Raw genomic sequence first — 12,069 nt, forward strand, 5'->3', positions numbered from 1 at the left:
ATGTTTGCCTATTTAATATACGCCATTGGAGGACTTGGCATATTTCTCTATGGAATGAAGATGCTCTCTGATAGCTTATATAAGACAACAGGAAGCAGAATCCGTAATTATATACAGACGTTTGCCGGTCATCCTATTAAGGGAATATTAACGGGATTACTTATTACATCTATCATTCAATCCTCATCTGCTACTACGGTAATGCTCATTAGTCTTGTCAATGCAGGGTTACTAAATTTAACTCAGTCGATAGCAGTGATAATGGGTGCTAACATAGGAACAACCTTCACAGCCTGGATTGTGTCCTTACTGGGATTCCAAATCAACATCACAAGTGTTGCCTTACCAGCAATTGCTCTAAGTCTGCCCTTTTACTTTAGCAAAAGGGATAAGTTAAATGAGATAAGCAGAATATTTCTTGGATTTGGTTTGTTGTTTCTGGGACTGGGAGAGATGAAAGATGCAGTTCAGAATTTAACAAGCAATATTATGGCTATAGACTTTATACACTCCATAACAGGATATGGATTCTTTTCAAGAATCTTATTCGTTTTAATTGGAGGAGCCTTTACTATTTTATTACAATCATCAAGTGCGGCAATGACCGTAACCCTGACCTTTGCTTATAATCGTTGGATCAACTTTGATATGGCAGCAGCACTCATCATTGGGGAAAATATTGGAACAACAGTTACAGCCTATCTGGCCTCAGTAGAAATGAATAGAGAAGCAAAACGAGCTGCTAGAGCACATTTCTTATTCAATACCTTTGGAGCCTTGTGGATGGTCATTTTTCTAACACCTTTCTTAAAATTAATCGACCAAATTGTACCTGGTAGTCCGGAAAACAGGTTAAATATAAATTTTCACTTAGCAGCCTTCCATACCCTATTTAACGTCACTAATGTATTCATTACAGTATGGTTCATTCCAATAATTGCCCAGATAACTGATTATATGATTATTAAAAAGGAATCAGAACCTAGTAATTACAGAGTTCCCTTTATCCGTAATAATTTACCAGACCGTGCAGATATTAACCTTATTAATGCCCGAAAAGAAGTAGGGCGCATGTCCCAAATGGTTTCAGACCTAACGATGCTATTTTTGGATATGATTGATGCTGATAAAGAGAAAGGGGAAGTATTATTTAAGAAAATACGCAAACTGGAAAACTATACTGACGAGATGGAACAAGAACTGTCCCTATTCTTATCAGAGTGCACTATGGATAATCTTTCAGAACCCCAGCGTAAAGAAATAACTAGTTTGTCACGTATCATTGTCGAATTGGAAAGTGTTGCTGATGCCAGTTTGAAAGCGGCTAGCTATTTGATGAAAAAAAGACGGAAATCTCTTAACTTTCATCAAGAATCACTCAAACAAATAACGGAATATTCTTTTCAAATCCTTGATTTCCTAAGATATAATACAGATCTCCTAAACCAGCAATTGCAAGAAAACTCATTAGATATAGCGAATATGATGGAGAAAGCCATTAATGAGAATCGTAGTCGTTTAACTAAGATATCCAGAAAAGAAATCAAAGCAGGTGGAGACCTTAAAGGAGAATTGACCTTTATGGAAATCATTCGACAACTTGAACATATTGGTGACTACTGCCTCAATATTGCTCAGGCAAATCATAAAAAAGAAGAGTAAAAACTTATGGAGTGGTCTGATTTTGGTAAAAAACTAACTAAAAGCTCGGGTATTCTAGAACTAATGGATGATCTAAGTGATCAAACTATTGATACCCCATATATGCTAGGTGGAGGGAATCCAGGTTCTATTCCTGAAGTTGATGCTCTATGGCATCAACGTATGGAACAAATATTGAAACAGGGAAGTGTTTTTGAGAAAGCATTAACCCAGTATGATGCTCCAGATGGAAACCTCCAGTATCGAGAATCGATCGCCCAATTAATGAGAAAGCAATATGGTTGGAACCTTACCCAAGATAATATAGTTATAACAAATGGAAGCCAAAGTGCATTCTTTATTCTCTTCAATCTCCTGTCAGGCCAATACACAACGAAAGGACGTATAACAAACAAAAAGATATTACTCCCTTTAATGCCCGAATACATTGGATATGCAGATCAAGGAATTGGGGAAGATCATTTTGTGGCCATACCACCCAAGATTACCCTAATGGGAGAACATCAATTTAAATACCATATTGATTTTGAATCAATACACATAGATGACAGTATCTCTGCCATTTGTATTTCCCGTCCAACCAATCCTACAGGAAATGTAATCACAGATAAAGAATTACTACATTTAAATCAATTAGCCCAAAAACATAACATTCCTTTACTTATTGATAATGCCTATGGCTCTCCCTTTCCTAATATCATTTTTACAGACACCAATCCTATATGGAATGATAATATTATTATGGGATTTAGTTTAAGTAAACTCGGACTCCCTTCTGCAAGAACCGGAATTATTATTGCAAAGCCTGATATTATTAAAGCTATATCCTCAGTTAATGCGATTATGAGTTTGGCTAATACGACGATTGGACAATTATTAACTTCAGAAATAATCAAGTCGGGTCAAATCATTGAAATATCAAAATCTTATATAAAGCCCTATTATAAAGAAAAATCAAAAGAAGCTCAGCATTATATAGAGAAATATTTTCATGATTTACCTTATCGCATACACCTAAGCCAAGGGGCTATATTCTTATGGCTTTGGCTCCCCAATATGGGGATAGACACAATGGAGCTATATAAACGACTTAAGCCCAAAGGGGTCGTTATCGTACCAGGACGTTATTTTTTCTTTGGATCAAACATAAGTTACGCCCAGAACAGACATGTTCATGAATGTATTCGTATCAATTTTGCTCAGCCTCCTTCTGTCATTGAAGAAGGAATTAGGATAATTGCAGAGGAAGTTAGGCTAATGAAAAGCAATGCTTAATAATGGGGTGGCCTTTGATCTGCTGGTTTAGAATCATCTGCAAGATCCTCTAAATCTTTAAGCTTTTTCTTCATCTTCTCTATCATTAACGCTTGTTGACTCAACAATTTTTGCTGTTCATAAATTTGTTTACTTAGTTCCTCAATGACCTGTTCTTGATATGATAATGTCACTTCTAATTTATCAACTCTATCTTCTAACATCTTACCTCCTACTCTGTTCTAGCCAACAACCATTTTCGGCTATAGTATCCACCATGAATAATGAAAGAATGAAACAACTGATATAAACCAAAGCCCAGCCAAATATAATAAATATTACCTGGAACTATAATGCTAGCTAAATAAGAAAAACCAATAATAAAAACAACATTAGTAAACATTTCACTCAATAACACAAATTTTGACCACCCATTAGATACAAAAATAAGCTCATAGGAGAAGCCCAGTATTTCTATAAAATAAAAAGGAGCAAAGAAGTGCAAAGCCTTAGCAATCACAGCAATAGTATCTCCTTCTGAAGAGAAGGCTCTAGCCATTACTTCAGGGAAAAAGAAGAAAGCAATAAAGACTAACATACCAACAATATAAGCGAATACCTTACTCGTTCTAGCATAGCGAATGGCCTGGTCTGTGTTCTTTTCACCTAAAGCATTTCCAACATGTATAGAGGCAGCTAGACCAAAACCACCAACCAGAGTTTTATTGATCCGAAAAGAACTGAAGACTACATGAGTAGCCGCTAAGTAAGCAGATCCTACATTCCCGACAAAAGACTCAAATATCATCAATACAATAAAAGCTGTACCATTTTGTAAGGCAATGGGATAAGCCAATCGAAAGATATTTTGCATCATTTTGAAGTTCATCTTTTTAAAATGAAAGACTTCATATTTCGCAAAATATTTATCAATCTTTAGTACTGTTAATAAAAATATTAAAGCAATACATTGACTTATTAATGTACCTAACGCGGCACCAGTGATTCCCAACTGAGGAAATATTCCTTTACCAAATATTAAAAAGTAATTTAGAACAATATTTAGAACATTAGATAAGATACTTGATATCATTACATAGCGTGGTCTATGAACAGCACCCAAAAAACGTTGCATAACCGCACTTAACCCTAAAGGTAGAAAAGTCCATCTAAGGATTCTAATATATTCTAAAGCTATAGTCCTAATGTTATCATCCTTAAGAAGGATCGTCATAAAGAATGGAGCAGACAAAGACAAAAACATAGCAATAAGAGCTATAGTTGAAACCAACAAAATGCCGTTATCCAAAACAAGCCCGACAAGCGTTAAGTCTGGTTGAGGTTTAAGTTTTTCATTTCCTTCACGTCGTGTACATACAGCTTGCACTCCACTTCCCAAAGGCCACAACATCGTATTGAAAACCCATATGAATAAACCTGCCATGGCTAAAGCCGCTAGAGAATCACTTCCCTGTTGATAATGGCCCATCATCATTGAGTCAGTTACCTGATGAAAATAATTACTTAATCGACTAAAGAGTAATGGAATACCCATCAATAATATAGTTTTGAACTCATATCGCCTTTTCATTGATGATTTTTTACATCTATTCCTTTGAAATAACAACCCCATATTGAATAATGGCTAAGTCCTAAGTACTATAGTAACCTGTGAAGAAGTTAATAATTATACCGATGTCTTCTGTCGCTCTTCTAATACTTCTCTATGTACTATTTAATTTATACATTCAGTACTATCTACTTCCACAAAAATGGAATGAAGTAAAATCAAAGGCACTCGAACAAGATATAAATATTGAAACAGACTCTTTTAAATATCACTTTCCCAATAAGGTAATATTTCAGAAAATGTCTGTGAATTGGAAAGACAAACTCCTTTATATCAGTGATAAATCAACAGTTCTTTTAAAATCTACAGCTGTTGATAGCATTGTCATACCCATGGCGGATATTAGTTATAGACATGGCTCAACACATTTACAAATGAGAGCTGCTTTAATCTTCAAAAACAAGGACAAGCCTGAACTTCAAGTAACCACACTAAATACAAAACATATAATAAATATGGAATATGATAAGGCGAAGAGAAGTATTCATGCCCGTGGGAATATAGAAGATTTTATATTTCCGAAGGCAGACATCACTCTAGTTAAAAGTCTCTATGATATTAAAGTGAGTGATATTGATCTAAGTTCATCCATAAAGGCAAACTGGGCAGTGGATCTTAACTCACTGCAAATCCGATATCCCTTAATAGCTAATGATATTATTGAAACAGAGGACCTAAAATTATCAGGTCCTGTTCATATATCCTATAACAACAATTATCAAATTAATGATATTACAATCAACAATATGTCACTCATATTAAATGATTTAAAGTCACAAATTGATGTCCGTTACAAAGAAGGGAACCTTCTGTTAAAGGCAACAATACCTGAAACCAAAATACAGACAATAATAGATTCTATACCAGAAGCTATTGCCGGTTCCATTAAACAGATGAAGGTTGAAGGGGATTTCAAATGGTCGGGGAGTTATAATATACCTCTTAACAATATAAGTAAAATGACTGTACAAAGTAATCCCATAGTAAAAGATTTTAGAGTGCTGAAAATTCCTGATAACATTGATGTCTTCAAGCTTAACAACTCATTTACCTATGATATCAGTTCTTCATCCACGAAACATCACTTATCAATACCAGCTTACAAAGATGTGAGTATGGAATGGATGGATAAAGTATCAGAGCATACACGAAAGCAAAATCAGTACTGGAGAGATTACGCACAAAAAAAAGCATCCTCAAAACCCCAAGTCATAGACAAAATGATCTCCAAAACAGGTATTGATGATGAATACAAATTTGTAAGATTAGAAGAAATGTCTGAATGGATACCTAAAGCAGTACTCACTGGGGAAGACGGAGATTTCTTCTTTCACAACGGAATTAACTGGTTAACATTAAAACAGGCCCTAGAAAAGAATATGGAAGAAGGTGAAGTTCAACTGGGAGCCAGCACAATAACAATGCAGCTAATAAAGAATTTGTTTTTAACACAAGAAAGAACTATTTCAAGAAAACTTCAAGAGGCTTTCCTCGTATACCTAGTAGAGTTACAGGCTGGAATACTAAAGGAAAGGATATTAGAACTCTATCTTAATGTCGTCGAATTTGGTCCTGATATCCATGGAATATATCAAGCATCACACCACTTTTTTAACAAAGACCCCAAAGATATAACCATAGGGGAAGCCGTTTACTTGACCAGTATTCTTCCAGCTCCTTCAAGTTATTACAGTATCTATGAATCAGGGCAAATATCATCCTCGTGGTTTAAGCACATGAAATACTACTTCCTGGTGATGCTACAAAGACAACGAATTACTCAGGAACAATACGACAAAGCCATAGAAAAGCCTCCTCTATTCTATAAGGATTTAGATAAATAATTGATTTTCTAATTTTTATAATGATAATTAATAGAATGGAGCTATTATTTATGCACATATCGTCGGATATTGGATTCATATGAAAAACATTCTTCTTGTAGAGGATGAAGTCCTCATAGGACTAGACTTAAAGATGAAACTTTTATCCAAAGGATATAATGTTTGTGGGCAGGTTGATACAGGAGAGGAAGCGATACAACAGGCTCTACAGATAAACCCTGACTTGATTATATGTGATATAAGATTAAAGGGAGAACTATCAGGAATAGAAGCAATTAAGAGTCTACGGGAACAAGGATTCCTGGGTAAAGTAATCTTTTTGTCTGGGTACGGTGATAAGAAAATCCGTGAAGAAGCAAGTAAGGTAGAACCTACAGCTTATTTAGTAAAACCAGTCAAATATGAGGACCTTTTCACAGAGGTAAAACAAGCTCTTAATTTGTAACATGAGGCAATATGTCATTAAATTTAAAACTCCATAGAGAAAGAACTGTTCCACTGGAAGGTGTTCTAAATATGCGAGACATTGGTGGTTTACCTACCGATGAAGGTCGATGGATACGTACTAATTTACTTTATAGATCGGCAGCATTAAATAAAACAACAAGATTAGATAGAGAAGAAATATCGAGAAGAAAGATAAAAAAAATTATTGATTTTCGAGACAACAAAGAAATTCGAAAACAAGACAGGCTCCCCAAAGAAACGGCTTACAAACATTACCCTATAGAAGTAGCAGGAATAGATCTAAAAAGAGAATTCCTTCAGGTCATAAGAGGAAAGGCTTCTGGAAATCCTGAAGATTTTCTGGTAAAGGTTGGACAAATCTTGGTTAAGAAATACTCTGTTACTTATAGTAAATGGTTAAATGATATCATAGATCATCCACATAAAAACTTACCTCAAATATATCACTGTGCGGCTGGTAAAGACAGAACAGGATTTGGAACCGCTCTAATATACAAATTACTGGGAGTAGGAGATGACCTCATTATGGAGGATTATCTCCTGTCAAATTTGTTTTTAGATTCTTTTATAGAGCATAATATGTTTAAAGCTAAATTGCTTTCCCTGTTTTATAGGTTTGATCCTGAAATGATAAGACCACTCACAGAAGTCCGCCCCTCTTATCTCAAAGAAGCTTTTAAGACCATTTACAAGGACTATGGAAGTTTTAAAGAGTATGCTTCAAAGATTCTCCTTATCGATGAATATAAACAGGGACGACTCAAAGAAATCTTTCTAGAATAACTAATGTTTAAGAGCCAATACAAGAACGCCCCCAGCAACCATAGCTATACCTATCCAATCTTTTATTGGGGGACGTTCTCCTAAAAATATAAAGGCAAACAGGGCTATAAGAACAAGACTGGATTTGTCTACAGGAGCTACTTTAGAAGCATCCCCTATTTGAAGAGCTCTAAAATAGCAAACCCAGGATACACCAGTAGCCAGGGCTGACAAGCCAAGGAATATCCAAGTCTTCAAAGATAAGCTCTCCAGATTAGTCCATTTCTTTGTACCCCAAACATATACAGCCAATATAACAACGATAAAACAGGTTCTTATCAGAGTTGCCATGTCGGAATTTATATTCTGTATACCAATCTTAGCAAAAATAGCCGTTAATGCAGCGAATATAGCAGAGAGAATAGCCCACATAAACCATGAAGATGTTTGAAACATATTAATATGATAATTAATTTATTGGGCTATATGCAATACTAAATTACTTGGCACTAGCTTTGTTTAATAAAATAACATCATCTTCATCCAAATGCAGATTCACAGCGTTAACCATAGTATCAATATGAGTATCTTTGGTAGCACTTGCAATAGGAGCAGTAACAAGCGGATTATTAATCAACCAGGCCAAGGACACAGCAGCTTGTGTAGTGTTATGCTTTTGAGACACCCTATCTAAAGCACTAAGTATGGCTTTTCCTCTATCATCAAAATATTCTTTGATCCCTCCACCTCTGGCAGTCTTATTAAAATCTTCATCACTCCTGTATTTACCAGTTAAGAATCCTGATGCTAGAGACCAGTAGGGAAAGACACTAAATTCATACTCTTTAGCAAGGGGGGCATATTGTTGCTCAAAACCTTCACGAACCACTAGGTTATAGTGAGGCTGTAATGCCACATATTTAGGAAGATTTTCCTTGTCAGCAATATTCATTGTTTTGGTTAATCGTTCAGGACTTATATTCGAAGCAGCTATATATCTTACTTTACCTGCTTTAATTAGCTCATCATAAGCAGATAAGGTTTCTTCAACAGGGGTTATCTCGTCATCAAAATGAGTGTAATACAGGTCAATATAATCAGTCTTTAAGCGTTTTAAGCTTTTATCAATAGCACTAAGAATGTGTGATTTACTGGTATCCTTAGGATGCACACTACTGGCCCCACCTACTTTTGTCGCAATAATGATATCCTCACGGTTATTCCGTGATTTCATCCAATTACCAATAATTGTTTCTGATTCACCACCAGCACTATTATGAGCCCAGTGGGAATATATATCAGCAGTATCAATGAAGTTAAAACCACTATCTACAAACTTATCCAATATTCCAAAGGATTGTTTTTCATCCAGTGTCCAACCAAAGACATTACCACCAAGATTGATAGGTGATATTAGTAAATCAGTATTATTTATTTTCATTCTCTTACTCATTATAACTCCTCTAGTATCCAAGTTAACAATTTATTTCATAGAGTCAAATAATGATGTCTAAAGCTGAGATGTATGAAAGAGGAAAGAGGTTCTCTGGAAGAAAACAGAATTAATAAAGGATAAGAGCAGATAGTATAACCCTATCTGCTCTCTTAATAAATTTATCGAATAATAATATCATCCCGTTTGGATCCAACGGAAATATAAGTAATAGGACAACCAATAAGTTCTTCTATCTTATTAGTATAGTCCTGTGCTTCCTGAGGTAAATCTTCAAACTTCCTAATATGGGATATATCACACTTCCAACCTTTCATAGTTTCAATGACAGGAGTGGCTCTTTCTAAGTCACTAAACGTGGGAAAATCATGTATCACGTCTTTACCTAATTTATAGGCAACACAAAGAGGAATTTCGTCAAGATAACCCAAGACATCAAGAAGAGATAATACAACGTCTGTTGTCCCCTGTAGTTCACAACCATATTTGGTAGCTACAACATCAAACCACCCCATTCTCCTGGGCCGTCCTGTCGTAGCTCCATACTCACCATCATCTCCCCCTTTAGAACGTAGCTGGTCAGCTTCATCTCCGAAGATTTCAGAGACAAAAGGACCCGCACCAACACAGCTTGAATAGGCTTTAACAACAGTTATCACTTTTTCAAGACTTCTTGCAGGCAATCCTGTACTTACAGGAGCAAAAGAAGCTAAAGGACTAGAAGATGTCGTCATGGGATAGATACCATGATCAGGGTCTTTAAGAGCTCCTAATTGACCTTCCATTAGTATGTTTTTATCAAGATTATCAAGTAAAAGTTTTCTTGTATCACAGGTAAACCTTTTAATTTCCTGCCCTAATTGATACAAGTAATCTGTTATCGTAACAGCTTCTAACTTTGTCGTTTTATAGCAATATTCCATTAGAATATTTTTCTTCTCAATATTACGTTTAACTTTGTCTAATAAGCTATCATAATCAAACAAGTCTGCTACTTGAATACCAATCTTTAAGTACTTATCTGAATAAAAAGGAGCCATTCCGCTCTTGGTAGATCCAAACTGTTTTGCACCTAACCTTTCTTCTTCCAACTTATCCAATAATATATGATGAGGTAGCACAACTTGTGCACGATGACTTATTTTAATATTTGGTTCTGGAACGCTTCGACTTATTAACTCTTTATATTCCTTTAAAAAAGCTTCGATATTAACAGCAACACCAGTGGCCAAGACATTGGTGGTGTTTGGATTAAACACTCCCGATGGCAGTAGATGAAGTTGGAACTTACCATATTCATTAATTATTGTATGACCAGCATTATTACCCCCTTGAAAACGTACAACAAAGTCCGCCTCCTGTGCTAATAAATCTGTAATCTTACCTTTTCCTTCATCACCCCAGTTGGCACCAACTACAGCGCTTACACTCATATTGAACTCCTTAATCACAAAAACAACGCCCTAGTATAAAAGCAATTATAATGATTAGTATAATTGATATTAATTATGGGAGGCATAAGTAGAAGTTATATGAATATTAGTTGGGAATGGTACAAAGTATTTTATCATGTTGCTAGTGAACAGAGTATATCTAGAGCGGCCTCTTTACTACATATATCTCAACCAGCAGTTAGCCAAACAATTAAACAAATGGAAGAAGACATTGGCTTCTCCCTTTTCATTCGCACACCTAAAGGGGTAACCCTTACAGAACAAGGAAAAGGGTTATATACCTCTATCAACCAAACCTTTCATACTATCAAAAGTGCCGAATCCAAATTAGAGGAGCTCAATAATTCGCATACAGGTGCCATTCGTTTTGGAGCTAGTGACACACTTTGTTCACATTACTTAATTGACTACCTGAAGCAATACAGAAAGGAACATCCTAAAGTTAGACTTCATGTCTATAACATGACGACTGATCAAATCATTCATTCCTTACAAAAAGGTGAAATTGATCTTGGATTTATAAACTTGCCTAATAAGCTAAATGAAAACATCGAACTGCAGAATATTAAAACTCTTCAAGACTGTTTTATCTGTGGAGAACAATTCAAAGATCACTTTAAAGAACCTGTTCCTTTACAGTATTTAACCCGGTACCCACTAATATTACTGGAAGAAGGAACCAATATGCGTCGATTTATTGATCAATATTTTTCCAGTAATAAAGTTGAATGCAAACCAGAATTGGAGTTGGGCAGTATTGATATGTTAACGAAATTTGCTGCTGCTGATTTCGGAATATCCTTTGTAACAAAGGATTTTATAGAAAAAGAATTGTCTACAAAAGAAGTATACATGGTTAATGTGAAGGAACCGATTCCTTCACGTTCTATAGGTATCATTAAAATCAAAGATATTGTCTTAACAAATACTGTGAAGGAATTTTATGAAATATTTACTAAAAACTAAGGGATTTATTGAATCTAACAGTACTTGAGTTCCTATCTTCTTAATTACCATGTTCAACCCAGATTAAGTTCTCTACCAGGATTCCTGCTTTCTGTGCTAAGTTCAGATATTTACTTCTTAGCTCTTCAGGAATAGTTTTATTACGAGATAAAATCCACATATATTCTGTATTTTTGCCAATCACAAGGGCGTAGCTGTAATCATTATCAACACTTATAATGTTATATTCAGAATAGAAGGGACCAAAGAATGAGACCTTCAAAGCACCGTTTCGAATATCTGTCTGGAATTTAGCCTTTCCTTTTGCCACCTTCCACTTATCTTTTTCAAAATCATAACCCCTATTCACTACTTTTATCTTTCCATTATTTTTAAGAGAATATTCTGCTGTTGTATTATTTAATCCCTTTTCAAAATAGAAATCTAATCGGGCGATCTCATACCACTTCCCCATGTATTTACCCACATCCAGTTGGTCTATAGGTTTCACTCCATTGGGAATGGCATACACAAAGTCACTGATAAGAATCATGATACTAAGAAATACAATTTTCATTTTTATTCTCCTTGAAGGAA

At 35.3% G+C, this 12,069-nt stretch carries 12 protein-coding genes; 6 read left to right on the top strand and 6 right to left on the bottom strand.

All coding sequences use genetic code 11. The annotated features are described in order from the left end of the window. Together K345_RS0103285 and K345_RS0103290 are read left to right on the top strand one after the other, a co-directional pair. Positions 1 to 1,662, top strand: a complete 1,662-nt coding sequence (locus K345_RS0103285; RefSeq protein ID WP_028972964.1) for a Na/Pi cotransporter family protein — start codon at positions 1 to 3, stop codon at positions 1,660 to 1,662. Between the two features lie 6 nt (positions 1,663 to 1,668). Continuing rightward, on the top strand, positions 1,669 to 2,937 hold the full coding sequence (locus K345_RS0103290) for a valine--pyruvate transaminase (RefSeq protein WP_028972965.1): 1,269 nt from the start codon (positions 1,669 to 1,671) through the stop codon (positions 2,935 to 2,937). Here K345_RS0103290 and K345_RS0103295 read toward each other — a convergent pair. Both K345_RS0103295 and K345_RS0103300 read right to left on the bottom strand, forming a co-directional pair. Further along, positions 2,934 to 3,140, bottom strand: a complete 207-nt coding sequence (locus K345_RS0103295) for a SlyX family protein (RefSeq protein WP_028972966.1) — start codon at positions 3,138 to 3,140, stop codon at positions 2,934 to 2,936. The two genes, K345_RS0103290 and K345_RS0103295, sit on opposite strands and share 4 nt — an antisense overlap. Before the next feature lie 8 nt (positions 3,141 to 3,148). Then, complete coding sequence (locus tag K345_RS0103300) at positions 3,149 to 4,507, bottom strand: MATE family efflux transporter (RefSeq protein ID WP_028972967.1); 1,359 nt, start codon at positions 4,505 to 4,507, stop codon at positions 3,149 to 3,151. Between the two features lie 80 nt (positions 4,508 to 4,587). On the opposite strand from K345_RS0103300, the gene K345_RS0103305 reads away from it, so the two are divergent. From K345_RS0103305 to K345_RS19520, 3 genes are all read left to right on the top strand, one after another. Beyond that, positions 4,588 to 6,390, top strand: coding sequence for a biosynthetic peptidoglycan transglycosylase (locus tag K345_RS0103305; protein WP_156888285.1), 1,803 nt, complete (start codon positions 4,588 to 4,590; stop codon positions 6,388 to 6,390). A 79-nt stretch (positions 6,391 to 6,469) separates the two neighbouring features. Then, positions 6,470 to 6,835: a response regulator gene (locus K345_RS19515; RefSeq protein ID WP_037571089.1), complete on the top strand. Its 366-nt coding sequence runs from the start codon at positions 6,470 to 6,472 to the stop codon at positions 6,833 to 6,835. Between the two features lie 11 nt (positions 6,836 to 6,846). Next, a complete protein-coding gene (locus K345_RS19520) occupies positions 6,847 to 7,641 on the top strand; it encodes a tyrosine-protein phosphatase (RefSeq protein ID WP_053228029.1) in 795 nt (264 codons plus the stop codon). On the opposite strand, the gene K345_RS0103320 is transcribed toward K345_RS19520, so the two are convergent. The 3 genes from K345_RS0103320 to K345_RS0103330 form a co-directional block, all read right to left on the bottom strand. After that, complete coding sequence (locus tag K345_RS0103320) at positions 7,642 to 8,076, bottom strand: EamA family transporter (RefSeq protein ID WP_028972969.1); 435 nt, start codon at positions 8,074 to 8,076, stop codon at positions 7,642 to 7,644. Positions 8,077 to 8,119: 43 nt separating this feature from the next. After that, entirely contained in the window at positions 8,120 to 9,073 is a 954-nt protein-coding gene (locus K345_RS0103325; RefSeq protein ID WP_028972970.1) for an aldo/keto reductase, read from the bottom strand. 161 nt (positions 9,074 to 9,234) lie between these two features. Further along, a complete protein-coding gene (locus K345_RS0103330; protein WP_028972971.1) occupies positions 9,235 to 10,506 on the bottom strand; it encodes an adenylosuccinate synthase in 1,272 nt (423 codons plus the stop codon). 99 nt (positions 10,507 to 10,605) lie between these two features. Here K345_RS0103330 and K345_RS0103335 point away from each other — a divergent pair, with 99 nt between their 5' ends. Next, the gene (locus K345_RS0103335) at positions 10,606 to 11,493 is read left to right on the top strand and encodes a LysR family transcriptional regulator (protein WP_028972972.1); all 888 of its coding nucleotides are present in this window, start codon (positions 10,606 to 10,608) and stop codon (positions 11,491 to 11,493) included. Between the two features lie 40 nt (positions 11,494 to 11,533). Here K345_RS0103335 and K345_RS0103340 read toward each other — a convergent pair whose 3' ends face one another. Then, on the bottom strand, positions 11,534 to 12,049 hold the full coding sequence (locus tag K345_RS0103340; RefSeq protein WP_037571092.1) for a lipocalin family protein: 516 nt from the start codon (positions 12,047 to 12,049) through the stop codon (positions 11,534 to 11,536). Positions 12,050 to 12,069 lie beyond the last annotated feature (20 nt).

It is taken from the genome of Spirochaeta cellobiosiphila DSM 17781 (genome assembly GCF_000426705.1).
In the GTDB taxonomy this organism is placed as follows: domain Bacteria; phylum Spirochaetota; class Spirochaetia; order DSM-17781; family DSM-17781; genus Spirochaeta_E; species Spirochaeta_E cellobiosiphila.

Excerpts from the sequence above, each read along its gene's own strand:
- K345_RS0103285 (WP_028972964.1), top strand. The coding sequence starts at position 1 with ATGTTTGCCTATTTAATATACGCCATTGGAGGACTTGGCATATTTCTC.
- K345_RS0103290 (WP_028972965.1), top strand. The coding sequence starts at position 1,669 with ATGGAGTGGTCTGATTTTGGTAAAAAACTAACTAAAAGCTCGGGTATT.
- K345_RS0103295 (WP_028972966.1), bottom strand. The coding sequence starts at position 3,140 with ATGTTAGAAGATAGAGTTGATAAATTAGAAGTGACATTATCATATCAA.
- K345_RS0103300 (WP_028972967.1), bottom strand. The coding sequence starts at position 4,507 with ATGAAAAGGCGATATGAGTTCAAAACTATATTATTGATGGGTATTCCA.
- K345_RS19515 (WP_037571089.1), top strand. The coding sequence starts at position 6,470 with ATGAAAAACATTCTTCTTGTAGAGGATGAAGTCCTCATAGGACTAGAC.
- K345_RS19520 (WP_053228029.1), top strand. The coding sequence starts at position 6,847 with ATGTCATTAAATTTAAAACTCCATAGAGAAAGAACTGTTCCACTGGAA.
- K345_RS0103320 (WP_028972969.1), bottom strand. The coding sequence starts at position 8,076 with ATGTTTCAAACATCTTCATGGTTTATGTGGGCTATTCTCTCTGCTATA.
- K345_RS0103325 (WP_028972970.1), bottom strand. The coding sequence starts at position 9,073 with ATGAGTAAGAGAATGAAAATAAATAATACTGATTTACTAATATCACCT.
- K345_RS0103330 (WP_028972971.1), bottom strand. The coding sequence starts at position 10,506 with ATGAGTGTAAGCGCTGTAGTTGGTGCCAACTGGGGTGATGAAGGAAAA.
- K345_RS0103335 (WP_028972972.1), top strand. The coding sequence starts at position 10,606 with ATGAATATTAGTTGGGAATGGTACAAAGTATTTTATCATGTTGCTAGT.
- K345_RS0103340 (WP_037571092.1), bottom strand. The coding sequence starts at position 12,049 with ATGAAAATTGTATTTCTTAGTATCATGATTCTTATCAGTGACTTTGTG.